We start from the raw sequence: 22959 nt of genomic DNA on the forward strand, positions 1-22959 counted from the left end.
TAAAAGCGCTGGCGGCCATTTTTAGTCAAATTTTCTTCATGCAGGCTGCTGATTCCTATTTTGTGGACTTCCGCGATGTCTGGCTCGCCTACAACGACGAGCTGCGCGCGCAGAACCACTTCGCTGTCGAGGCGATCGACCTGCAGATCCGCCAGGGTGAGTTCATTGCCATCGTAGGCCCGTCGGGCTGCGGCAAGTCCACCTTCATGAAGCTGGCCACGGGCCTGAAGATGCCGTCCATGGGCAAGATCCTGATCGACGGCCAGCCGGTGACCGGGCCCCTGAAGATCTCGGGCATGGCGTTCCAGGCGCCCTCGCTGCTTCCCTGGCGCACCACGGTCGATAACGTGCTGCTGCCGCTCGAAATCGTCGAGCCCTACCGCAGCAACTTCAAGCAAAAGCGCAAGGAATACGAAGACCGTGCCCGCAAGCTGCTGCAAAAGGTGGGGCTGGCGGGCTATGAGGACAAGTTCCCCTGGCAGCTGTCGGGCGGCATGCAGCAGCGCGCCAGCATCTGCCGCGCCCTCATCCACGAACCCAAGATGCTGCTGCTGGACGAGCCCTTCGGAGCGCTGGATGCCTTCACGCGGGAAGAGCTGTGGTGCATCCTGCGCGACCTGCAGGCCGAACAGAAATTCAACGTCATCTTGGTCACGCACGACCTGCGCGAATCGGTGTTTCTGGCCAACACCGTGTACGTGATGAGCAAGAGCCCGGGCCGCTTTGTGGTGAAGAAGGAGATCGAGCTTGCCCACCCGCGCGAGCTGGAAGTCACCTACACCAAGGAATTCACGGACATCGTGCACGAGCTGCGGGGCCACATCGGCGCCCTGCGCAAAGTCGGTGCACCCATTTCGCAATAGAGCCCACTCCATTTTTCATGCACAAGAAAACCGTAGAACGCTGGTCACCGTGGATCCTGCTGGTGGCCATCATCCTGCTGTGGCAGATCATCTGCTCGGCCTTCAGCGTCCCTGAATACCTCTTCCCCAGCCCCTGGGTCATCGCCACGCAGCTGGTCGAGTTCAGTGGTGTGATCGCCGCCCATGCCTGGCGCACCTACTGGGTCACCATGGCGGGCTTTGGCATTGCCATCGTGGTAGGTGTGCTGCTGGGCTTCGTCATCGGCAGCTCACGCCTGGCCTATGCCGCCGTGTACCCGCTGATGACCGCGTTCAACGCACTGCCCAAGGCCGCGTTCGTGCCCATCCTGGTGGTGTGGTTCGGCATTGGCGTGGGCCCGGCCATCCTCACGGCCTTCCTCATCAGCTTCTTCCCCATCATGGTCAACATCGCCACGGGCCTGGCCACGCTGGAGCCCGAGCTCGAAGACGTGCTGCGCGTGCTGGGCGCCAAGCGCTGGGACGTGCTGACCAAGGTGGGCCTGCCCCGCTCCATGCCGTATTTCTTCGGTTCGCTCAAGGTGGCCATCACCCTGGCCTTTGTGGGCACTACGGTGAGCGAGATGACGGCCGCAAATGAAGGCATCGGCTACCTGCTCATCAGCGCGGGTTCGTCCATGCAGATGGGCCTGGCCTTTGCCGGCCTGATGGTGGTGGGCGCCATGGCCATGGTGATGTACGAGCTGTTCAGCGCCATCGAGAAGCGCACCACAGGGTGGGCGCACCGGGGCTCGCAGGGCGAGTAACCACAACCATCCTGAGCGCCTTGGGATGCCGCGCCTGGTGCCGCGCCCGCCTTGGCAGCGGGCACACCGGGCAGTCACGATGACCTGGCCCCAGGCCCCAGGCACCTGCACACTGATATCGACCGCCCCCCACCCATGTCCTGGCACGCCCGCCTGCAACTCGACTACACGGCAGAGCCCCCCGCTGGCAGCTCCCGCACCGTGGCCCGCTATGCACACCACGGGCCGCTGCGCATCCTGCAAAGCCTGTACCCCGAGGGCGACGGCATCTGCCACAACGTGCTGGTGCACCCGCCTGGCGGCCTGGTGGGCGGGGACACGCTGGACATCACCACCACCGTGGGCCCCGGCGCCCATGGCCTGGTCACCACGCCCGGCGCCACACGCTTTTACCGCTCCACCGGCCCGCTGGCTTTGCAGCGCAGCCACCTCACCCTGGCTGAAGGCGCTCGGCTGGAATGGCTGCCGCTCGAAGCCCTGTGCTACAGCGCCTGCCACGCCGAAAACCACCTTACGCTGAACCTCGCCCCCGGCGCCGAATGCATCGCCTGGGACGTGACGGCACTGGGCCTGCCGCACGCGGGCCAGCCGTTTGACCAAGGCCGATTCACCCAGCACGTGGAAGTGCCGGGCCTCTGGCTGGAGCGCGGCGTGATCGACGCCGCCGATGACCGGCTGCTGACCAGCCCCTCGGGCCTGGCAGGTCACCGCTGCATGGCCAGCATGTTCTTTGCCGCAGGCACGTCCCTCAACCGCACGCGCCGCGATGCGGCCCTGGACGCCGCACGTGCTGTGATGGAGCAACACCCCCAGGTCAAGGCAACAGCAGGCGCCACCAGCCCCAACGACCGCATGGTGGTGGTGCGCGTGCTGGCGCCGCAGGTGGAGCCTGCGATGAAGCTGCTCAAGGCGGTGCGGGTGGCTTGGCGGGAGGTGTTGTGGGGGTTGGAGGGGGAGGCGCCCAGGATCTGGGCGATGTAGGGCGTTGTCCTTGCTGCACACGCGACAGCGGGAGGGGTCCCGGCCCCGTACGATGCCGCATGAACCCGCACACACCCGCCAATCCGTCCGCCCTGCCCGCCGACCACCCCTTTGCCCAGGTGCAGGTGCTGGCCTTCGACATCTTTGGCACGGTGGTGGACTGGCACGGCAGCATCGCACGCGAGGTGCGGGCGCTGTACCCCCAGGTGGATGCCGACGCTTTCGCTCTGGCGTGGCGCGCGGGCTACCAGCCGGCCATGGCGCGCGTGATGCGCGGCGAACAGGGCTGGACGCTGATCGATGCACTGCACCGGCAAATACTGGACGAAATCCTGCCGCGCTTTGGCCTCGCACACCTGGGCGAGGCCGAGCGCCGCCAGCTCAACCGCGTGTGGCACCGGCTGGATGCCTGGGCCGACAGCGTGCAGGGCCTCACACGGCTCAAGCAGCGCTACACCATCACCACGCTGTCGAACGGCAACATCGGTCTGCTGACCGCCATGGCCAAACGCGCAGGGCTGCCCTGGGACTGCGTGCTGAGCGCCGAGGTGTTCAAGGCCTACAAGCCGCATCCCGACACCTACCTGGGCGTGGCGCGGGTGTTTGACCTGGCGCCGCACCAGGTGGCGCTGGTGGCCGCACACCACGATGACCTGGCTGCTGCGCGGGGCTGTGGTCTGCGCACGGCGTACATTGAGCGGCCGCATGAGTTTGGCGCGGCACAGCCCAAGGATGTGTCGCCCCAGCCGGGCAATGACCTGCATGCCACAGACCTCAACGCGCTCGCTCAGATGCTGGGATGCTGAGGCGCTCCGCGCGCGGCTGCCTCAACGCGCCACCAGCAGCTGCACGAACATCTGCACCTTGGCGCGGCATTCCGGGCTGATGGAGGTGAACTCCAGCCCGGCCACCCATTCGTCGCCATCGCGCTTGAGCGTGATGACTCGCGCATACACATCGGCCACGCGGTAGTCCACCAGCGGCAGCTCGAACTCCAGCTTGATCTCGCTGTGGGGTTCCAGCGGCTCGACCAGCTCCACCAGCAGGCCGTGATAGCCGATGTCCTGGATGGCGCCATGCACGATGTGGGGCACCACGATCTTGTCCTGCACACGCTGGCACAGGCAGGGCAGGCGCGCATCCACCCGGTGGCTGCGCCGGAACTCCTGGCGCGGCACCTTGAGCTTGTGGGAGGGTATGGCGATCAGCTCGCGCAGGTTGACAGGTTGTGTGCGGCCCTTGACATAGACCTGCATGGGCGCCGATGCCGACACCAGACCCCAGCAGCGCTGGTAGGTGGAGTCACTGATGAGCACCTGGCCGCGCAGGCTCAGCGCCTCGATGCGCGAGGCCAGGTTGACGGCCTCGCCGATCACGGTGTATTCGGAATACACATCCGACCCAAAACGCCCGGCCATCACCGTGCCGGTGTTCACGCCAATGCCCAGGAACACCTCTGGCAGCCGCTCCTGCAGGTGCGCCAGGTTGAGCTCGCGCATGGCCATCTGCATCTCCACGGCGCACAGCAGGGCACGGTCCACATCGTCGTCGCGGGCCACGGGGGCGCCGAACAGCACCATGATCGAGTCGCCCATGAACTTGTCGATGCTGCCCTGGTACTTGAAAACCACCTCGCTCAGCCGGGCAAGGCAACGATTGAGCGCTGCGATGACCACCGCCGCCGGCAGCGAGCCCGCCAGCGCCGTGAACCCGCGCAGGTCTGCCAGCAGGATGGTGACTTCACGCGGCGCAACGCCCAGCCCATCGCTGGCCGTGCCATGGGGCCAATCGGGGCCGCGCAGGATGGTTTCCATCTCGGCCTGCGCGTTTTCGCCAAGAGGCGCCCCTGTCTCCCGCTCGATCAGGGCCTGCAGGCGCTGCACGGCGTCGTTGTGAAATTCTTTGTGCATAAGAGCGGTGAAAACCAAAAGGGGCATTTGTGCCGCGCAGCCCCGTGGGCGTGCGGGTTGGGGCAGTTCAACCCAGAATAGACGGGGGCCTGCAGCCGGTCAAGCCGGTGAAACGCGGGGGCCCGGATGTGCCGGTTGCGCGCGCTGCTGCGCCGTTGCGGCACCTTGGTGCCTCCAATTTCCCGGAGTCACGGGGCCAGCAGCGTGCGGCTCACGCAAGCAAACTCGCCCTTGGGGTGGTCGTAGTCCCACCGCGCGGCAAAACGGGCCTGGCCGCTCGCCACGGCGCCAGTGGCTTCCACGCTCAGCACCAGCAGGCTGTTGGGGCTGCCGTGCCGCACACGCCGGGACACCGCGGTGCCCGCGCGGCTGGCCCACAGGCCCGGCGAAGGCTGCACCAGGCCCGGCTCATGCACATGGCCGGACAGCAACATCTGCGCCCCTGCCGCTTGCCAACGCTGCAGCGCCACATCGGCTCGACGGGGGCGGTGGGCCTGGTCGGCCGTATCGCGGGGTACCAACGGATGGTGGCTGGCCACAATGCGCCACGCGCCGGGTGGCGCGTGCGCCAGCCTTCGCGCCACCTCCTCGATCTGCGCGGCGGACAGGCTGCCGCGTTCGTGGCGCCAGGGCCTGGTGGTGTTGACCCCCACCACATAGAAGGGCCCCATCTGCCGCACGGGCTCCTGGTCCAGCCCAAACTGCTGCGCAAAGCGCTCATACGAACGCCCCCAGCGCATCCACCAGGCAAACAGTGGCAAGTCGTGGTTGCCGGGCAGCACCAGCGTGGACCGGGCATGCAGCCCCTGCAAAAACCGGGCGGCCAGCTCAAACTGCGCAGCGGTGGCGCGCTGGGTGAGATCGCCCGACACCACCACCATCTCCACGCCGAGGCGCTGCGCCAGCCGCTGCGCCGCAGTGCACACCTGCGGGTCGTGTGCCCCGAAGTGCAGGTCCGACAGGTGCATCAGGACATTCATGGCGGGCAGTCGCTACAAGACCGACGGGGTCAGAGCCGTCTCAGGCGGGCACCAGGCCGCCCGATGCGGTCGCGAGCGCCTCGGTGGGCGGCTCGCTGGCCTGCAGATGCGTCAGCGCATCCTCACGCACGAGGGGGCTGGGCGCCACAAGCCACAGGGGGCGGTCGCTCAGGCGAAAATGCAGCGGTGGCTCCATCCATTCGCGCTCTCCATCAAACGCCACCTTGACCTGCGGGGGCCGCCAGCTGGCAGGCTCCACGGTCAGCTCCGCGCATGCCATGCTCAGCACGGCAGTGTCCTTGTCGAGCTGGCCGGTGGCGGCATGCCACACCGTGCGCGCCACAGCCCACCGGCCCTGCGGCTTGAGCAGTACCACCGCCAGCTTGCCGCCATCGGCCACCATCTGCGCCTGGGGGAGGCCCATGCGGTCCAGCTGCAGCGGGTTGTTGCCCACAAAAAGGGTGGACACCAGATGCTCCTCCGGTTGGGCCGTGGCATCGCGGTGGGTTTTCATCACCACACGCCAGCGGCGGCCGGCTGCCGGCCGGAACATGCTCCACACGGCCGACGCAACAGCCACCAGGCGTGACCGGCCAAACCGCCGGGAGGCCTTCTCACGCTCGGCCAGCAGCTTCGGGTACAGCCCCACGCTGGCGTTCACCATGAACAGCCGGTTGTTGACATGCCCTACCTGCACCGGGCGCATATCCCCATCGTGCAGTGCCTGCAAAAGCTCTTGCACGGCTTGTTCAGGCTCCAGCGCCAGCCCATGCTCGCGGCTGAAATAGTTGAACGTTCCCATGGGCACCACGCCCATGGGAACGCCCACGCGCAACGCTGCGGCGGCAACGGCATTGATGGTGCCATCTCCGCCAGCGGCCACCAGCAGCCCCCCATCGGCGCGCGCGGCATACGCCGCATCACGGGCCAGTTGCACGATGTCGCCACGCTGGTCGGGAACATGCCACACCACGTCGTGGTCCTGCAGTGGGGCAATACCCTCCAGCCTGGCGCGCAGTGCGTCCAGGTCGGCACCCGGGCGCCGGGGTACCACCAGATGAATGGGACCGTGGGGTTTGGCAGAAGAAAGCGGTGGGTTCGAAGTGGTCATAAAAAGCGGGCAAAGCGCGTGTGGCCTGGCAAGCAGAAGCAGAAGCAGAAGCAGAAGCAGAAGCAGAAGCAGAAGCAGAAGCAGATGCAGAAGCAGATGCAGATGCAGATGCAGATGAAGGCCGAATCTCGGCCCTCGCATGCCGTGGCAACGCACGCCAGCCTGCCTATCGTTACGGCCGCTGCGTCAGCGTTCAGCCAGCAGTCGCGCCTTTGCGTTGTCAGCACCCGCCGACAACTGCGACGCTACGCTCTGCGCTGTACCGAATGCGGGAACTCAGGCTGCAGCCTGGGCTCCCTTGCTGTTTACCAACCGACCGCAGAGAAAGACCCGCCTGATGACGACGAACACCGCCGCCGCCGACTTTGGCGCCGTACTGGCCCAGCACCCTGTGGGCTGGTGGCTCGCTGGCATGGGTGCTTTCGCCCTGCTGGGCATGGTGGCACTGCAAGGCCTGCGCGCCCTGCGGCGTGCAAGTCCGCCGCTGCATCGGCTGCTGCCGCGCCTGGAGGCACGGTGGCTGATGCTGGTGGCCATGGGCGCCTCGGCCTGCACCCTGGTGATGGCGGGCGCAACGATGGCAGCGCTGGCCGAAAGCGGGCGCACCCAGGGCCCCTGGGGGGCACTGGACGACGCAGTGACCATGGCCCTGCGCGACCGGGCCGACACCGCCGTGCTGCAGGGGTTTGCCATGCTCACCCACCTGGGGGACACCTGGGTGCTGACGGCGCTAACGCTGGCCGTGGCGGGGGCCCTGTGGCGGCAGCGGCGCCGACTGCTGGCCACGGGCTGGCTGGTGGCCATGGCCGGCAACGGCGCACTCACCAAGATTCTGAAAAATGTCTTTGAACGCGTGCGGCCCGAACATCTGCATGGCATCGCGCAGGCGGATGGCTACAGCTTTCCAAGCGGGCACAGCAGTGCATCGATGGTGGCCTACGCCATGCTGGCCTACCTTGCAACGCGGCTCCTGCCACGCGCCTGGCACCTGCCCGCCGTGGTGGCAGCTGGCATGCTGATCTTCACCACCGGGTGGAGCCGCGTCGTGCTGCAGGTGCACTACCCCAGCGACGTGCTGGCGGGTTGGCTGCTGGGCGCCACCTGGATGGTGTGCACTGTGGTGGTCATGGAAAGCGTCTCGCGCTGGCGCAGCACTGTGGGTCGCCACATGAAGCTGGCCTGATGCGTCAAATGGCGACCAGACCGCGGATCCCCTTGGCTTGCATCTCGGTGCCGGGCCCACGCGCAATGACTTCGCCGCGCTCCATCACCAGGTACTCGTCGGCCAGCTCCTCGGCAAAGTCGTAGTACTGCTCACACAGCAGGATGCCCATCTCACCCTTGTCGGCCAGCATGCGGATGACACGGCCAATGTCCTTGATGATGCTGGGCTGGATGCCTTCGGTGGGCTCGTCGAGGATCAGCAGGCGCGGGCCGGGGGCCAGGGCACGGGCGATGGCCAGTTGTTGCTGTTGGCCACCTGACAGGTCCCCTCCACGGCGCTTGAGCATCTGCTTGAGCACGGGAAACAGCTCGTACAGGTGCGGGGGCACAGGCGTGGAGCCGCTTTTGTAGGCCAGGCCCATGCGCAGGTTTTCTTCCACGGTGAGGCGGCCGAAGATCTCGCGGCCCTGGGGGACGAAGCCGATGCCTGCGCGGGCGCGGTCGTAGGGCTTGGCCTGATCGATGGGCTGGCCGTCGAAGGTGATGGTGCCGCTCTTGATGGGGACGAGGCCCATGAGGCTTTTGAGCAGCGTGGTCTTGCCCACGCCGTTGCGACCGAGCAGCACGGTGACTTTGCCGGGGGCAGCGGTGAGGCTCACGTCGCGCAGGATGTGGGAGCCGCCGTAGTACTGGTTGATGTTTTGGACGGTGAGCATGGTGGTTTTTTGGGTGTTTTTGGCCTCTAGCGCTTATTCAGTAAGCGCCAGCAGCTATGTTTTTGATAGTTTCCACTGACCGTTCGGGCTGAGCTTGTCGAAGCCGGGGCTCGGGTGCTGGATAAGCCGCATGCCTGGTTTGAGGGCGGGAGCCGGGGTGTGCGCCCGGCGGCGCAGTAACTTTCTCTTGTCTCGCCAAGAGAAAGTCACCAAAGAGAAGGCGACCCTACTGTGCGTGTCCCTTCGCTGCGCTACGGGCAACCTGCGATGCTCGGTCAGGGGGTGCGCCGCAGAACTCACTGCGCGCTGCGCGCTCCGTTCAGACAACTGCGGCGAGTCAGTGCACGAAGTGCGTGTGTCCTTCGGCACACGCACGCACCCCCTGCCCTGCGCTTCTCGGCACGCACAGAAGGGAACCCGCAACCGGACAACCCCACGGGCCATTGCTGCGCTCGGCCTGGATGGCGCAGGCGCAGGCGCTGCGCGCCGCGACCGCGAGGCCGAGCGCAGCAATGGCCCGTGTGGACTGTTCGGCTGTTCGGCTGTCCCACCCCTGCTGGCTGCGCCTGCGGCGGGGCGGTTGCGGGGTGAGCATGCGCGTCGGAGCGCGCATGCCTCGTAATCTGACTCGCCGTGGTTGTCCGAGCGGCGCGCGCCAGCGCAAAGCGAGTTCCACGGCGCACCCCGCAACCGCCCCGACGCAGGTTTGCCCCTTCGCACAGCGAAGGGGTCGCAGACTGGGGGTCGCCTTTTCTTTGGTGACTTTCTTTTGGCGAAGCGAAAGAAAGTTACTCGCATGCCGGGCGACTCCCGGCCTCCGCCCTCAACACGGGCATGCTTTCTCAACCAGCACGCCCCAGCTTCGACAAGCTCAGCCAGAACGGATGGGGAGCGCCCAGGCTTCGACAGGCTCAGCCCGAACGGATGGGGTTCAGTTGCACGACCACAAAGCGAAGAGCGGCAGACCACCATATCACCGCCCCAAATAAACCTCAATCACCCGCTCATCCGCCTGCACCTGGTCCAGCGTCCCCTGCGCCAGCACAGACCCATCGCACAACACCGTCACGATCTCAGAAATGGTGCGAATGAAAGACATGTCGTGCTCCACCACCATCAGCGAGTGCTTGCCCTTGAGTGTCAAAAACAGCTCCGCAGTGCGCGCAGTTTCCTCATCTGTCATCCCCGCCACCGGCTCATCCAGCAACAACAACTTGGGGTCCTGCATCAGCAGCATGCCCATCTCGAGCCACTGCTTTTGCCCATGGCTCAGATTCCCCGCCATACGCGCCACGCTGTCCGCCAGATGAATCGTGTGCAGGATCTCGGCCAGCCGGTCCGACTGCGCTGAATCGAGACGGAAGAACATGCTCGACGTCACACCCTTGTGCGTCTTCAAGGCCAGTTCCAGGTTTTCAAACACGCTGAGCTGCTCAAACACCGTGGGCTTCTGAAACTTGCGGCCGATGCCCAGGCTGGCGATCTCCGGCTCGTTGTGGCGCAGCAGGTCGATGGTCGAGCCGAAATACACCGTGCCGCTGTCCGGCCGCGTCTTGCCGGTGATGATGTCCATCATCGTCGTCTTGCCCGCACCGTTGGGGCCGATGATGCAGCGCAACTCGCCGGGTGCGATATCGAGGCTCAGGTTGTTGATGGCCTTGAAGCCGTCAAAGCTCACGTTCACGTCTTCCAAATACAGGATGCGGCCGTGCGTGATATCCACCTCGCCGGGCGTGGCGATGCGCGAGAAGCCTGCAGTGCGGCCACCGGATTCGGTCTGGCCCAGGGCAGCAGGTGCCAGCTTGGCCTGAATGCGCCGCGCGCCTTCGTCCATCAGATCAGGCGTCATGGCGCGGCTCCTTCGGTCTTCTTTTGGTTGTTGTTCTTCTTCAATTTCTTGACCAGGCCCACCACACCATCGGGCAGGAACAGCGTGACGGCGATGAACAGCGCGCCCAGAAAGTACAGCCAGAACTCTGGCGCCGTCACGGTGAGCCAGCTCTTGGCACCATTGACGATGAACGCCCCCACGATGGGCCCGATCAGCGTGGCGCGGCCACCCACTGCAGCCCACACCGCGATCTCGATGGAGTTGGCGGCACTCATCTCGCCGGGGTTGATGATGCCGACCTGGGGCACATACAGCGCGCCCGCCACGCCACACATCATGGCGCTGATGGTCCAGATGGTGAGCTTGTAGGGCAGCGGCGAGTAGCCCGAGAACATGACGCGCGTTTCGGCATCACGCACCGCCTGCAGCACGCGGCCAAACTTGCTGCGCACCAGCCAGCGGGCCAGCAAAAAGAACACCAGCAACGTCACGCCCGTGAGCACGAACAGCGTCATGCGCATGTTCTGTGTGGCCAGTGGCATGCCCAGAATGCGCTTGAAGTCGGTAAAGCCGTTGTTCCCGCCAAAGCCCGTCTCGTTGCGAAAGAACAGCAGCATGGCCGCATAGGTCATGGCCTGGGTGATGATGGAGAAATACACACCCTTGATGCGCGAGCGGAAGGCGAAGTAGCCGAACACAAACGCGATCACGCCGGGCACCGCCACGATGAGGATTAAGGTGGCCACAAAGCTGTCGGACAGCGCCCAGTGCCAGGGCAGCTCCTTCCAGTCGAGGAACACCATGAAGTCGGGCAGGTCGCTTTGGTAGTTGCCGTCGCGGCCGATCTGGCGCATGAGGTACATGCCCATCACATAGCCACCCAAAGCGAAGAACAGGCCGTGGCCCAGGCTCAGGATGCCGGTGTAGCCCCAGATCAAGTCCATGGCGAGTGCGCAGATGGCGTAGCACATGATCTTGCCGAGCAGCGCCACGGCGTAGTCGCTGAGGTGGAAAGCGCTGCCTGCGGGCACCCACAGATTGAGTACGGGCGCCACGGCGCACACCACGATGAGCGCCACGATAAAGGCTGACCAGCCGCTGCGGGTAAGCAGCGGTGCCGGAGCAGGAAGTTGGATAGGAGATGGCGTAGTCATATCAGTCTGTCTCTATCGGCCTCAATCGGCCGTACGCCCCTTGACCGCAAAGATGCCCTGCGGTCGCTTCTGGATGAAGATGATGATGAATACCAGCACGGCGATCTTGGCCAGCACGGCGCCCGTCCAGCCTTCGAGGAACTTGTTGAGCACACCCAGGCCCAGCGCGGCATACACGGTGCCGGCCAGCTGACCCACGCCGCCCAGCACCACCACCATGAACGAGTCCACGATGTAGCTCTGCCCCAGGTCGGGCCCCACGTTGCCCACCTGGCTCAGCGCGCAGCCCGCGAGACCCGCGATGCCCGAGCCCAGTGCAAAGGCATAGGTATCCACCCGAGCCGTGTTCACGCCCATGCACGAGGCAATGGGCCGGTTCTGCGTCACGCCGCGCACAAACAGGCCAAGGCGCGTTTTGCTGATGAGGAAGGCCACACCGGCCAGCACCGCCAGCGCGAAGGCGACGATGATCACGCGGTTCCAGGGCAGCTGCAGGTTTTCCATGAGCTGCACGCCGCCGCTCATCCACGCGGGGTTTTCCACGCCCACGTTTTGCGCACCGAACACGGTGCGCACCAGCTGCTGCAGCATCAGGCTGATGCCCCAGGTGGCAAGCAACGTCTCCAGCGGGCGGCCATACAAGAAGCGGATCACGCTGCGCTCCAGCACCGCGCCCATCAGGGCCGACGCCATGAATGCCACCGGCACGGCCGCGACCAGGTACCAGTCGAACGCACCCGGAAAGTACCGCTGGAACACACCCTGCATCACATAGGTGGCATAGGCGCCGATCATCATCAGCTCACCGTGGGCCATGTTGATCACGCCCATCAGCCCGTAGGTGATGGCCAGGCCCAGCGCCACCAGCAGCAGGATGGAGCCCAGGCTGATGCCGGTGAACAGCGCGGCCAGTTTTTCGCCCCACTGCAGGCGGCCTTCCACCGCTGTCAGCGCGGCCTGGATGGCGGCTTTGACCTGAGGATCCTGTTCATTGCGCAGCTGCTCCAGCAGCACGGTGCGCGTGCCGGGGTTGCCGCTGGTGGCCAGATACTGCGCGGCCTTCAGGCGCTGCGACGCGTCGCTGCTGGCCAGCAGGATGCGCGCGCGGATGGCTTCGAGCCGGGCTTGCAGGTCGGCGTTGTTCTCGGCGGCCAGGGCCTTCTCGATGAGGGGCAGACGCGCCTCGTCGGTCTCTTCGCGCAGCGCGTCGATGGCGGTGCGGCGCTGGGCCACATCGGGCGACAGCAGTTGCAGCGAAGCCAGTGCTGCGTCGAACTCGCCCCGCATGCGGTTGTTGTTGACGATGTCTTCGGCATCGTCGGGCACGGGCACCTCGGCGCCACTCACCGGGTCGTAGCCCTTGTCGTCTTTCATGACGATGGCCTTGTCGCCTGCGATCTTGACGGCGTCTTCACCCATGGCGCGGATAAAGGCCAGCGTGGCGTCGTCGGGGGTGGCAATGGCCTGCTGCAGCGCGGCGATGCGCTCGTCGGTATCGCCACTGGCCATGGCCCGCGCCGCCTCGGCCGTGAGTGCGTGCGCCTGCACGGCTGCACACAGCAGCAGGCAGGCGATCAGGCGAGAAAAAATGGAAGCAAGCATGACGAGGGCTGTGTGAAAAAGCAGTGGGCCGCAGAGCAGGCGCGATCTAAGAGCGAGGGCCGCCGCGCAAGGGCCGCCCCGCCGCGCTGGCGGCGTCCCCCCTCCCACGCGCAAGCGTGAGAGAGGGGGTGAAGGCGCGCAAGCGCCTCAGGGGGGTGCTCAGAGTTTCGACTTGCCGTCCGGCTCGTCCTTCTTCTTGTCGTTGCCTTCGATATATGGAGACCATGGCTTGGCCTTCACCGGGCCCGGCGTCTTCCACACCACGTTGAACTGGCCGTCGGCCTTGATCTCGCCGATGAACACGCTCTTGTGCAGGTGGTGGTTCTTTTCGTCCATCTTGCTCACGATGCCCGATGGTGCCTTGAAGGTCTGACCGGCCATGGCGGCAATCACCTTGTCGGTGTCGGTGCTCTTGGCCTTGGTCACGGCTTGCGCCCACATGTTGATGCCGATGTAGGTGGCTTCCATCGGGTCGTTGGTGAGCGGCTTGTCCTTGTGGCCCGCAATGCCCTTGGCTTTGGCGTAGTCGCCCCACTTCTTCATGAAGGCAGTGTTTTCAGGGCTCTTGATGGACTGGAAGTAGTTCCAGGCAGCCAGGTGGCCGACCAGTGGCTTGGTGTCCACGCCGCGCAGTTCTTCTTCACCCACGCTGAATGCGACGACTGGCACGTCCTTGGCCTTCAGGCCCGCGTTGCCCAATTCCTTGTAGAAGGGCACGTTGGAGTCGCCGTTGATGGTGGACACCACGGCCGTCTTGCCGCCCTGGCTGAACTTCTTGATGTCGGCCACGATGGTCTGGTAGTCAGAGTGGCCGAATGGGGTGTACTTCTCGTCGATGTCGGAATCCTTCACGCCCTTGGACTTGAGGTAGGCGCGCAGGATCTTGTTGGTGGTGCGGGGGTACACGTAGTCGGTGCCCAGCAGCACCCAGCGCTTGGCAGAGCCGCCGTCCTTGCTCATCAGGTAGTCCACCGCAGGGATGGCTTGCTGGTTGGGCGCGGCGCCGGTGTAGAACACGTTCTTGGACAGCTCTTCACCTTCGTACTGCACGGGATAGAACAGCAGGCCGTTCATTTCTTCAACCACGGGCAGCACCGACTTGCGCGACACCGAGGTCCAGCAGCCGAAGATGACCGAAACCTTGTCCTGGCCCAGCAGCTGCTTGGTTTTTTCAGCGAACAGGGGCCAGTTGGAGGCCGGGTCCACCACCACGGGTTCGAGCTTCTTGCCCAGCAGGCCGCCCTTGGCGTTGATCTCGTCGATGGCCATCAGCACGGTGTCTTTCAACACGGTTTCGGAGATGGCCATGGTGCCCGACAGGCTGTGCAGGATGCCGACCTTGATCGTGTCCTGGGCGTGGGCTGGCAGCGCAGACAGGCCAGCGAGCGTAGCGACGGCCGCGAGGGCCTTGAGGGAATAACGACGTTGCATGTGTGCTTCTCCGGTGGTGGTTTCAATCAATCAAACCGCTTCGCTCGCCGGTCCCTTGCAGGGCCCTGGGTGATCGAGCGATGGAATGGATTCTGGAGAGCGGGGCCTGCTTCGGAAATACGCCGGGTGGCGTACACGGCGGCCCGGCGCGAACGCGCAGAGCCTGTTCACCCGCGTTGTGTCGGGTAGGCGAAACGCTATGCAATTAGTAGCTAATAGCGCTTGATATATAAGCGCTAGAGGCCAAAAACACTCAAAATCTGCGGCAATCCCGGTGGTGGACAAACGCCCCTGGGAATTACGATGGGCAGCAACGGCCCTCCCCCGCTCACCCCAAAAGGAATAGACGATGGTGAAACGACGCACAGTGCTCCTCGGCGGCGCCGCAACGGCGGGCGCGCTGGTCATTGGCTGGGGCGTGATGCCGCCGCGCCAGCGCCTGCACCCCGCCGACCCCCTGCCGCAGACCAGCGGGCAGGCCGCCTTGAACGGCTGGGTCAAAGTGGGGGCCGACAACACCGTGACGGTGATGATGGCCAAGTCCGAAATGGGCCAGGGCGCACACACCGGGCTGGCCGCCATCCTGGCCGAAGAGCTGGACGCTGACTGGGCGCAGGTGCGGATCGAGATGACGCCCATCGACGACATCTACAACAACCTGGCCACGGTGGTGGACGGCCTGCCCTTTCACCCCGACAACGACGGCTCGATGAAGGCCGTGGCGGGCTGGCTGACCGCCAAGACGATGCGCGAGGTGGGCGTGATGATGACGGGCGGATCGAGCAGCATCAAGGACCTGTGGCTGCCCATGCGCGAAGCTGGCGCCCATGCGCGTGCGATGCTGATCCGCGCCGCTGCCGCGCAGTGGGGCGTGCAGGCGACCGAGTGCACGGCCAACGCAGGCTGGGTGGAACACACCGCAGGGCAGCGCGCCACCTTTGGCGAACTGGCCGCTCTGGCCGCGCAGCAGCAAATGCCGGGCAAGGTCGTGCTGAAAGAACCCGCACAGTTCAAGCTGATCGGCAAGCCGCTCACGCGCATCGAGGCGCCGTCCAAACTCGATGGAACGGCCGTGTTCGGCATCGACGCCAACCCGCCCGGCCTGCTGCACGCTAGCCTCGTGATGTGCCCCACGCGCGGTGGCAAGGTGGCCCGCTTTGACGCGGCCGCCGCCCAGAAGCTGCCCGGCGTGAAGCACGTAGTGGAAGTGGCGCCCTACCACGGCGGCACGGGCGGAGTGGCGGTGATTGCTGACACGCCCTGGCACGCCAAAAAGGCCGCTGCGGCCATCACCGTGGAATGGGACCACGGCCCCGCCGCCACCTTGTCGAGCGATACCGTGATGGCGCGGCTGGCCCAGGCGCTGGACGAAGCCAAGGGCTTTGGCTACCACAGCGCGGGCGATGTGGACGCGGCCATGCAAGGCGCTGCGACCACCATCACCGCCGACTACCGCGCGCCCTACCTGGCCCACGCCGCGCTGGAGCCGATCAACTGCACAGTGCAGTTCAAAGACGGCGCTGCCACCGTGTGGACATCCACCCAGGTGCCGGGCCTGGCGCGCCGCGCGGCGGCCAAGGCGCTGGGCATCGACGATGAAAAAGTGACCGTGCACCAGCTGCTGCTGGGTGGCGGCTTTGGCCGCCGGCTGGAGGCCGACTACGTGGCCCAGGCCGCCGCCATTGCCAAGGCGGCGGGTGGTGCGCCGGTGCAAACGCTGTGGAGCCGCGAGCAGGACACGCAGCACGACTTCTACCGCCCGGCCTGCATGGCCCGCTTCAAAGCGGGCTTTGACGCACAGGGCCAGCTGGTGGCGTGGCACAACGTGTCGGTGGGCCAGGCCATCGTGCCGCAGGTGCTGGTGCGCACCTTTGGCCTCGCAGGCGCAGGGCCGGACAAGACCACGTCCGAAGGCGCGTTCGACCAGCCCTACGAATGGCCCCATGCGCGCCTTGCGCACGAGATCGTTGACCTGCCGCTGCCGGTGGGCTTCTGGCGCTCGGTCGGGCACTCGCACCAGGCATTTTTCAAGGAAAGTTTTGTGGACGAGGCCGCAGCAGCGGCCAAGCAGGACCCGGTGGCGTTTCGCGCCGCACTGCTGCAAAAGCACCCGCGCCATCTGAAGGTGCTGCAAAAGGCGGCCGAGCTGGCGGACTGGGGCCAACCGCTGGCACCGGGTGCAGCGGGCGAGAAGCGTGCGCGCGGCGTGGCGCTGCACCAGTCGTTCGGCTCCATCGTGGCGCAGGTGGCCGAGGTGTCGGTGGGGGCCGACAAAACCATCCGCGTGCACCGCGTGGTGTGCGTTGTCGACTGCGGCGCCGCCATCAACCCCAACCTGATTGCGCAGCAGATGGAAAGCGGCGTGGTGTTTGGCCTCACGGCGGCGCTGTATGGCGAGATCACGCTGAAGGACGGGCAGGTGCAGCAAAGCAATTTTCACGACGTGCCGCTGTTGCGCATGGCCGACTGCCCGCGTGTGGAAACGCACATCATCGACAGCGCCGAGCCGCCCGAGGGCGTGGGCGAGCCGGGCGTGCCGCCCATTGCGCCCGCCGTGGCCAATGCCCTTTTCGCACTCACCGGCCAGCGCCTGCGCGCCCTGCCGCTGAAGCTGGCCTGAATCGATTCAAGGAACCACCATGTCCACGACCTTGCGCATCAACGGCAAAGCCATCTCCGTCACCGCCGAACCCGACACCCCGCTGCTGTGGGTGCTGCGCGGCGAGCTGCACCTCAACGGCACCAAGTTTGGCTGCGGCATGGCGCTGTGCGGCGCCTGCACCGTGCACCTGAACGGCGAACCCGTGCGCGCCTGCATCACGCCCCTGTCGGCCGTGGGTGACGCCGACATCACCACCATTGAAGGCCTGCAAGGCCCCGAGGCCACCGCCCTGCGCAGCGCGTGGACGGTGCTGGATGTGGCGCAGTGCGGCTACTGCCAGAGCGGGCAGCTGATGTCGGCCTGCGCGCTACTGAAGAAAACCCCGAAGCCCAGCGATGCGGACATTGATGCGGCGATGGGCGGGAATGCGTGTCGGTGCGGGACGTATCCGAGGATTCGGGCGGCGATTCATCGGGCGGCTGAGGGGCGGGGTTGATTTTTGGTTCGCTCGCTGATCTGAGCTGCATGACTAATTGAAGGGCGGGAGCCGGGGTGTGCGCCCGGCGGCGCAGTAACTTTCTCTTGCCTCGCCAAGAGAAAGTCACCAAAAAGAAGGCGACCCTACACGCTGCGTCCCTTCGCTTCGCTGCGGGCAACCTGCGGTGCTCGGTTTTGGCGGGATCTCGCTAAACTCGTGCCGCTTCGCGTCACTCAAACAGACGCGAGCCCTGATCCGCCAAAACCTCCGCTCCTCGGCGCATCCTGAAGGGAACCCGGGGATCGGACATCCACCCGGGCCATTGCTTCGCTGCGCTGCGCTCGGCCCCAAACGCGCGGGCGCAAGCGCCTCGCTGCGCAGACTGGGCCGAGCGAAGCAATGGCCCGTGTGGCTGTTCGGATGTTCGGCTGTCCCACCCCTGCTGGCTGCGCCTGCGGCGGGGCGGTTGCGGGGTGAGCATGCGCGTCGAAGCGCGCATGCCTCGTTGTCTAGCTCGCCGGGGCTGATCGAACGTAGCGCCAACGGCGCGCAGTGAGTTCCACGGCGCACCCCGCAAGCGCCCCGACGCAGGTTTGCCCCAACGCCGCAAGGCGTTGGGGTCGCAGACTGGGGGTCGCCTTTTCTTTGGTGACTTTCTTTTGGCGAAGCAAAAGAAAGTTACTCGCACGCCGGGCGACTCCCGGCCTCCGCCCTCGGCACAGGCAGGCCGCACGCAAGTACCCAAAACGCCAACCCAGTTAGAGTATCGACCTCGCGCAACCCCTCGCCCGCCCAGGCCTCTTCTCCTCCCTCCCCATGTCCAACCTCGTCGTCCACGGCGGCACCCCGCTCAAGGGCCGCATTACGCCATCTGCCAACAAGAACGCCGTGCTGCCCGTGCTCTGCGCCACGCTGCTCACCAACGAGCCACTCAGGCTGCTGGGCGTGCCCGACATCACCGATGTGCGCAAGATCCTCGACATCTTCCGCACGCTGGGCAGCGATGTGCAGATGGACCACACCACCGGCACGCTGGAGTTGCACCACCACGCCACCACGTTTGACGCAGCCCACCACCGCCTGCCCGAGGAGATGCGCTCGTCCATCATGCTGGTGCCGCCCCTGCTGGCGCGCTTTGGCGTGGCGCGGCTGGAGGACAACGTCAAGGGCTGCACGCTGGGCGTGCGCGAGATCGATCCGCATGTGGAGGTGTTCTACCGCTTTGGTGGCCGCGTGGAGCGGGCCGAGGGCTCGCTGCTGATCCGCTGCGACGGCAGGCTGCAGGCCAACCACCACTGGCTGGACTACGCATCGGTCACCACCACCGAGAACTTCGTGCTGTGCGCCGCCACGGCCGAGGGCACGTCGGTGCTGACGAACGCCGCGTCGGAGCCCCACGTGCAGGAGTTCTGCCGCTTCATGACCATGATCGGCGTGCGCATCGAGGGCATGGGCACGTCGCGCATCACGGTGCACGGCGGCACCACCCTGCGCGGTGGCGAGTTCCGCTTTGACGAAGATTTTCACGAGATCACCACCTTCCTCGCCTTAGGTGCGATCACGGGGGGCGACGTGGTGGTGAAGAACAGCGCACCCGAGAACTTTCCGCTCATCGACCGCACGTTTGCCAAGTTCGGCGTCACGATCGCGCACGAGGACGGCTGGTCGCGCGCGCACTGCGCGGGGCCCCTCAAGGTGCAGACGCCGTTCACCAGCAACGTGCTGACCAAGGTGGAGGCGGCGCCCTGGCCGTACTTTCCGGTGGACCTGCTGCCCATCTTCATCGCCCTGGGTGTGCGGGCCGAAGGCAATGCGCTGTTCTGGAACAAGGTGTACGACGGCGCCCTGGGCTGGGCGGGCGAGCTGTCCAAATTCGGCGCGCATGTGTTCCAGTCCGACCCGCACCGGCTGGTCACCTTTGGCGGCAATGCGCTCACGCCAGCGGTGGTGGAGAGCCCCTACATCATCCGCGTGGCGATTGCGCTCTTCATGGTGGCGGCGAGCACGCCCGGGCGCTCGGAGATCCGCAACGCCGCACCCATCCGCCGCGCCCACCCGCACTTTGTGGAGAACCTGCGCAGCCTGGGCGTGCAGGTGGAGTGGACGAGCGAGGAATGAGCGGGCCTGCGCGCCTCACGCCGTGAGGCCGCCGCCCACGCCATTGTCTGGCTCACTGAGCACGTGCACTGCAGCGGGCACACCCGGCGGCGCATCGGCGCAGTACACGGCATTGCGCCCCGTGCCCTTGGCACGGTAGAGGGCCGTGTCGGCGCGGTTGATCAGCGCTTCAAAGTCATAGCTGCAGCCCTGCTGCAGCGTGGCTACGCCAATGCTCACGGTGACGGAAACGCATGCGCCTGCGTCGTTCACGGGCACTCGCATTGCGGCGATCTCGCGCCGCAGCGTCTCGGCCACATGCAGCGCGCTGGTGCCCCCGGTCTCGGGCAGCACGATGACGAACTCTTCCCCGCCAAACCGCGCCACGATGTCCACGCCGCTGCGCTTGCGCGCTGCACAGGCACTGGCCACGGCGCAGATCACGCGGTCGCCTGCCAGATGGCCCCACGCGTCGTTGACGGCCTTGAAGAGGTCGATGTCCACCACCAGCACGGACACCGGGTGCCCAAACCGCTCGGAGCGTTTGCACTCGTTCGCGCCCAGGTTCATAAGGGTGCGCCGGTTCGACAGGCCGGTCAGCGCATCATGGGCGGCCAGCAGTTCCAGCGCCGCATTCAGTTCCTGCAGCAGCTGGTTTTGCTCCACCAGCTGCCGGTTGATCTGCGCGATCTCGTCTTCCTGCTGCTTGCGGTCGTGGATATTGAACGTCACGCCGATCAGGCGCTTGCCCGGCGTGTCCGTGTTGCGGTCCATGATGCGGCCGTAGTTGGCAAACCAGATCCACTCGCCCGCCTTGGAGCGCAGCCGGAACTCGGCGCGGTACTGCGGCGTGGCGCCCGCCACATGGTCGGCCACCGCCTGCCGGACCCTTTCGAGATCACCGGGATGAAACAGGGCAAAGATATCCTCCAGGCCGGACGCCATTTCGTCCTCGGCAAAGCCCAGCTCCCGGAAGGTCTTGGTCGCCTTGTACGTGACCTGGCCAGTGACCAGGTCGTTCTCCCAAAGATCAAGACCGGCGGCTTCAAGCACCAGTGCCAGACGGTCCTTGTTCAGGTCTTTTTCAGTGTCGCCCATCGCCATTGGCACCTTGTGTCAGCCCCGCCCTGTTGAAAGCCCCCAGTGGTGGCAAAGGCCACCGCCGCCCAAAGCCATGGCAACGTGGCCCCCTGCCATGTCGCACCCGTCCTGCCCACGGTGATGGATGCGCCTGGCACCACCTCTGCCGCCTCCCTGGCACGATACGCCCACGCGCCTCCTTGTCAATCGACGGCTTCCCTCTCAGCCTCCCACGCACTGTGGGCGACACGTCGGTAACGGCACGGGAAAGCACGCTGGCCGGTCTCGGCGCCTTCGCCTATGCTCTGCACCACGTCAACCTGCCACCATCATCTCCTGAACGCACCATGAGTACCCCCGAAAAATCCACCGTCTACGGCACCGAAGACCTGCTGATCAGCCTGTGCAACTCCGTCACCCGCGTGCTGGGCGTGGCCACCCACAGCCAGATCCACTACTCCGGCATGGTGCAGCGCATCAGCAAGACCTGCCTGAAGCCCGACATCGGCTGCTTTGTGCTGTTTGACGGCGGCTTCTCGGGGCTGGTGATCATCAACTTCTCGGGCCAGGCGGCGATGGAGCTGTATGCCAACTACCTGCTGAACATGGGCATGTCCAAGGACGACCTGGTCAGCTCGTACACCTCGGACGAGGTCAGCAACGTGATGGGCGAGCTGATGAACCAGGTGGTGGGCGACTTCACCGGCAAGGTGCGGCGCGAGCTGCAGACCCACATCACCCAGAACCAGCCCAAGATGCTGGTGCTGAACAAGCAGGTGCAGCTGAGCGTGGACGCCAACCTTGACAAGCCCGAAGCCCGGCGCGTGACCTTCTACACCAGCAACAACAACATCTTCTACCTGGAACTCGCCATCGACCGCACCGAGTTCATCAAGCTCTATGACTTTGAAGCGCAGGAAGCACCCGACCCCGACGCGCTGATGGCCCAGTCGCAGGCCGCGCCCCCGGTGCCTGCGCCACCGCCTGCGGGGCAGGACGATACCGATGCGCTGCTCAAGTCGCTGGGGATGTAAATAGCTATCAAAATAATAGCTTCTGGCGCTTTACTGGCAAGCGCAAGCGGCCAAAAATACCTGAAACCATGCGGTTCGGCAGCCCTCAAACCGGGCGCCGCGTGCCCAGCCGCTCCGCGATCCAGATGCCGCCGAGCACCATTGCCAGTGCCACGGCGTGGTACCAGCCCACCGGCTCGCCCAGCACGCCCACGGCCAGTGCGGGGCCAAAGACAGGGTTGAGGTTGAGGAACACGCTGGCGCGTGCGGGGCCGATCATTTCCACAGCGCGGATGAAGAGGATCTGCGAGACAAACGATGGCAGCAGACCGATGTAGACCAGAATGGCCCAGCCCCACGGCGTAGGCCAGAAAAAGCGCCCCGACAGCACTTCGGCCGCCAGCAGCGGCAAAGATGCCAGTGCCGCAACACCCGCCACGGCCGAGAAAAAAACCAGCGGCGGCACCGCAGGCCGGGAGCGCAGCCCCAGCGTGTAGCCGGCGTACAGCAGCGAGGCCAGCAAGATCCAGGCGTCGCCCAGGTTGATGTCCAGCGCTGCCAGCGCAGCCCAGGAGCCGCGCGAGGCCACCACCGCCACGCCCGCCAGCGTGATGACAACACCCACCATCTGCAGAGCGGTGACCCGCAACCCGAAAAACATCACACCGCCCAGCAACACCAGCACGGGGATCATTCCCTGTATCAGCGAAAGGTTGACGGCCGTGGTGTGGTGTGCCGCTGCATAGAACAGCGCGTTGAAAGCGGTGAACCCGCTCACGCCCATCAGCGCCAGATACATCCAGCGGCCGCGCAGCGCCGGCAACTGCTGTGCCACCTGCTGGCGCGCCACAAACCACAGCGCGATACAAGCAATGCCCCAGCGCGCCGTGGTGAGCATCATCGGAGAAACATGGCCCACGGCCAGGCGCGCCGCCACCGCATTGCTACCCCAGATAAGGGTGGTGACCACCAGCAGCAGCGCCGGGCGCCGGTACAGCCCGCGCAGGAAGGCCCCGCGCGCAGCAACAGAGGGAGATGCGGACATGGGCTGAGCGTAGCAAATCGCCACAGCACACCCGATCCCGCGCCACCACACACCGCCAGACAGGCTGCCGGCCCGCCGCGCAGGCGGGCATGCCGTCATGCGCCCGGCTCCGCACG

The 22959-nt window shown here is 65.8% G+C and carries 19 protein-coding genes; 9 read left to right on the plus strand and 10 right to left on the minus strand.

Going from position 1 to position 22959, the window contains the following annotated elements; translation table 11 throughout:
* Positions 1 to 38: 38 nt before the first annotated feature.
* The 4 genes from KYG_RS11280 (at position 39) to KYG_RS11295 (ending at position 3435) form a co-directional block, all read left to right on the plus strand.
* Positions 39 to 863, plus strand: coding sequence for an ABC transporter ATP-binding protein (locus KYG_RS11280; protein ID WP_008905029.1), 825 nt, complete (start codon positions 39 to 41; stop codon positions 861 to 863).
* A 17-nt stretch (positions 864 to 880) separates the two neighbouring features.
* Positions 881 to 1648, plus strand: coding sequence for an ABC transporter permease (locus KYG_RS11285; protein WP_008905030.1), 768 nt, complete (start codon positions 881 to 883; stop codon positions 1646 to 1648).
* 135 nt (positions 1649 to 1783) lie between these two features.
* Positions 1784 to 2629 (plus strand): urease accessory protein UreD, encoded by an 846-nt coding sequence (locus KYG_RS11290; protein ID WP_008905031.1) that lies wholly within the window; start codon positions 1784 to 1786, stop codon positions 2627 to 2629.
* 59 nt (positions 2630 to 2688) lie between these two features.
* Complete coding sequence (locus KYG_RS11295) at positions 2689 to 3435, plus strand: haloacid dehalogenase type II (protein ID WP_008905032.1); 747 nt, start codon at positions 2689 to 2691, stop codon at positions 3433 to 3435.
* 21 nt (positions 3436 to 3456) lie between these two features.
* Here KYG_RS11295 and KYG_RS11300 read toward each other — a convergent pair whose 3' ends face one another.
* From KYG_RS11300 to KYG_RS11310, 3 genes are all read right to left on the minus strand, one after another.
* Positions 3457 to 4539 (minus strand): adenylate/guanylate cyclase domain-containing protein, encoded by a 1083-nt coding sequence (locus KYG_RS11300; RefSeq protein ID WP_008905033.1) that lies wholly within the window; start codon positions 4537 to 4539, stop codon positions 3457 to 3459.
* A 188-nt stretch (positions 4540 to 4727) separates the two neighbouring features.
* Positions 4728 to 5519, minus strand: coding sequence for a metallophosphoesterase (locus KYG_RS11305; RefSeq protein ID WP_034694221.1), 792 nt, complete (start codon positions 5517 to 5519; stop codon positions 4728 to 4730).
* 40 nt (positions 5520 to 5559) lie between these two features.
* Positions 5560 to 6630 (minus strand): diacylglycerol kinase family protein, encoded by a 1071-nt coding sequence (locus tag KYG_RS11310; RefSeq protein WP_034694223.1) that lies wholly within the window; start codon positions 6628 to 6630, stop codon positions 5560 to 5562.
* A gap of 337 nt (positions 6631 to 6967) precedes the next feature.
* Here KYG_RS11310 and KYG_RS11315 point away from each other — a divergent pair, with 337 nt between their 5' ends.
* Complete coding sequence (locus tag KYG_RS11315) at positions 6968 to 7813, plus strand: phosphatase PAP2 family protein (RefSeq protein ID WP_008905036.1); 846 nt, start codon at positions 6968 to 6970, stop codon at positions 7811 to 7813.
* 4 nt (positions 7814 to 7817) lie between these two features.
* Here the strand turns inward: KYG_RS11315 and urtE are convergent, their stop codons facing one another.
* The 5 genes from urtE to urtA all read right to left on the minus strand — a co-directional run bounded on the left by urtE (position 7818) and on the right by urtA (position 14528).
* A complete protein-coding gene (gene urtE / locus KYG_RS11320) occupies positions 7818 to 8510 on the minus strand; it encodes an urea ABC transporter ATP-binding subunit UrtE (protein WP_008905037.1) in 693 nt (230 codons plus the stop codon).
* Positions 8511 to 9483: 973 nt separating this feature from the next.
* On the minus strand, positions 9484 to 10359 hold the full coding sequence (urtD, locus tag KYG_RS11325) for an urea ABC transporter ATP-binding protein UrtD (RefSeq protein WP_008905038.1): 876 nt from the start codon (positions 10357 to 10359) through the stop codon (positions 9484 to 9486).
* Entirely contained in the window at positions 10356 to 11495 is a 1140-nt protein-coding gene (gene urtC, locus KYG_RS11330; RefSeq protein ID WP_034694225.1) for an urea ABC transporter permease subunit UrtC, read from the minus strand. The genes urtD and urtC overlap by 4 nt, the downstream gene beginning before the upstream one ends.
* 21 nt (positions 11496 to 11516) lie before the next feature.
* On the minus strand, positions 11517 to 13097 hold the full coding sequence (gene urtB / locus KYG_RS11335) for an urea ABC transporter permease subunit UrtB (protein ID WP_008905040.1): 1581 nt from the start codon (positions 13095 to 13097) through the stop codon (positions 11517 to 11519).
* Between the two features lie 159 nt (positions 13098 to 13256).
* Positions 13257 to 14528 (minus strand): urea ABC transporter substrate-binding protein, encoded by a 1272-nt coding sequence (gene urtA / locus KYG_RS11340; RefSeq protein ID WP_008905041.1) that lies wholly within the window; start codon positions 14526 to 14528, stop codon positions 13257 to 13259.
* Between the two features lie 349 nt (positions 14529 to 14877).
* Here urtA and KYG_RS11345 point away from each other — a divergent pair, with 349 nt between their 5' ends.
* The 3 genes from KYG_RS11345 (at position 14878) to KYG_RS11355 (ending at position 19726) form a co-directional block, all read left to right on the plus strand.
* Positions 14878 to 17148 (plus strand): xanthine dehydrogenase family protein molybdopterin-binding subunit, encoded by a 2271-nt coding sequence (locus tag KYG_RS11345; protein WP_008905042.1) that lies wholly within the window; start codon positions 14878 to 14880, stop codon positions 17146 to 17148.
* 19 nt (positions 17149 to 17167) lie between these two features.
* Positions 17168 to 17626 (plus strand): (2Fe-2S)-binding protein, encoded by a 459-nt coding sequence (locus tag KYG_RS11350; RefSeq protein WP_008905043.1) that lies wholly within the window; start codon positions 17168 to 17170, stop codon positions 17624 to 17626.
* 798 nt (positions 17627 to 18424) lie between these two features.
* Entirely contained in the window at positions 18425 to 19726 is a 1302-nt protein-coding gene (locus KYG_RS11355; RefSeq protein ID WP_008905044.1) for a UDP-N-acetylglucosamine 1-carboxyvinyltransferase, read from the plus strand.
* Positions 19727 to 19741: 15 nt separating this feature from the next.
* On the opposite strand, the gene KYG_RS11360 is transcribed toward KYG_RS11355, so the two are convergent.
* Entirely contained in the window at positions 19742 to 20803 is a 1062-nt protein-coding gene (locus tag KYG_RS11360; RefSeq protein WP_008905045.1) for a sensor domain-containing diguanylate cyclase, read from the minus strand.
* Between the two features lie 329 nt (positions 20804 to 21132).
* On the opposite strand from KYG_RS11360, the gene KYG_RS11365 reads away from it, so the two are divergent.
* On the plus strand, positions 21133 to 21819 hold the full coding sequence (locus tag KYG_RS11365; protein WP_008905046.1) for a DUF3334 family protein: 687 nt from the start codon (positions 21133 to 21135) through the stop codon (positions 21817 to 21819).
* A gap of 85 nt (positions 21820 to 21904) precedes the next feature.
* On the opposite strand, the gene KYG_RS11370 is transcribed toward KYG_RS11365, so the two are convergent.
* Positions 21905 to 22843, minus strand: a complete 939-nt coding sequence (locus tag KYG_RS11370; protein WP_008905047.1) for a DMT family transporter — start codon at positions 22841 to 22843, stop codon at positions 21905 to 21907.
* Positions 22844 to 22959: the final 116 nt, after the last annotated feature.

The sequence above is a fragment of the Acidovorax sp. NO-1 genome (assembly GCF_000238595.1).
Classification (GTDB): Bacteria; Pseudomonadota; Gammaproteobacteria; order Burkholderiales; family Burkholderiaceae_C; genus Acidovorax.

Bases quoted from the DNA above. Each gene is read 5' to 3' on its own strand.
- urtC (WP_034694225.1), bottom strand. From the start codon at position 11,495: ATGACTACGCCATCTCCTATCCAACTTCCTGCTCCGGCACCGCTGCTT.
- KYG_RS11290 (WP_008905031.1), top strand. From the start codon at position 1,784: ATGTCCTGGCACGCCCGCCTGCAACTCGACTACACGGCAGAGCCCCCC.
- urtA (WP_008905041.1), bottom strand. From the start codon at position 14,528: ATGCAACGTCGTTATTCCCTCAAGGCCCTCGCGGCCGTCGCTACGCTC.
- KYG_RS11280 (WP_008905029.1), top strand. From the start codon at position 39: ATGCAGGCTGCTGATTCCTATTTTGTGGACTTCCGCGATGTCTGGCTC.
- KYG_RS11360 (WP_008905045.1), bottom strand. From the start codon at position 20,803: ATGGGCGACACTGAAAAAGACCTGAACAAGGACCGTCTGGCACTGGTG.
- KYG_RS11365 (WP_008905046.1), top strand. From the start codon at position 21,133: ATGAGTACCCCCGAAAAATCCACCGTCTACGGCACCGAAGACCTGCTG.
- KYG_RS11300 (WP_008905033.1), bottom strand. From the start codon at position 4,539: ATGCACAAAGAATTTCACAACGACGCCGTGCAGCGCCTGCAGGCCCTG.
- KYG_RS11295 (WP_008905032.1), top strand. From the start codon at position 2,689: ATGAACCCGCACACACCCGCCAATCCGTCCGCCCTGCCCGCCGACCAC.
- KYG_RS11370 (WP_008905047.1), bottom strand. From the start codon at position 22,843: ATGTCCGCATCTCCCTCTGTTGCTGCGCGCGGGGCCTTCCTGCGCGGG.
- KYG_RS11350 (WP_008905043.1), top strand. From the start codon at position 17,168: ATGTCCACGACCTTGCGCATCAACGGCAAAGCCATCTCCGTCACCGCC.
- KYG_RS11315 (WP_008905036.1), top strand. From the start codon at position 6,968: ATGACGACGAACACCGCCGCCGCCGACTTTGGCGCCGTACTGGCCCAG.
- KYG_RS11345 (WP_008905042.1), top strand. From the start codon at position 14,878: ATGGTGAAACGACGCACAGTGCTCCTCGGCGGCGCCGCAACGGCGGGC.
- KYG_RS11305 (WP_034694221.1), bottom strand. From the start codon at position 5,519: ATGAATGTCCTGATGCACCTGTCGGACCTGCACTTCGGGGCACACGAC.
- urtB (WP_008905040.1), bottom strand. From the start codon at position 13,097: ATGCTTGCTTCCATTTTTTCTCGCCTGATCGCCTGCCTGCTGCTGTGT.
- urtE (WP_008905037.1), bottom strand. From the start codon at position 8,510: ATGCTCACCGTCCAAAACATCAACCAGTACTACGGCGGCTCCCACATC.
- KYG_RS11355 (WP_008905044.1), top strand. From the start codon at position 18,425: ATGTCCAACCTCGTCGTCCACGGCGGCACCCCGCTCAAGGGCCGCATT.
- KYG_RS11285 (WP_008905030.1), top strand. From the start codon at position 881: ATGCACAAGAAAACCGTAGAACGCTGGTCACCGTGGATCCTGCTGGTG.
- KYG_RS11310 (WP_034694223.1), bottom strand. From the start codon at position 6,630: ATGACCACTTCGAACCCACCGCTTTCTTCTGCCAAACCCCACGGTCCC.
- urtD (WP_008905038.1), bottom strand. From the start codon at position 10,359: ATGACGCCTGATCTGATGGACGAAGGCGCGCGGCGCATTCAGGCCAAG.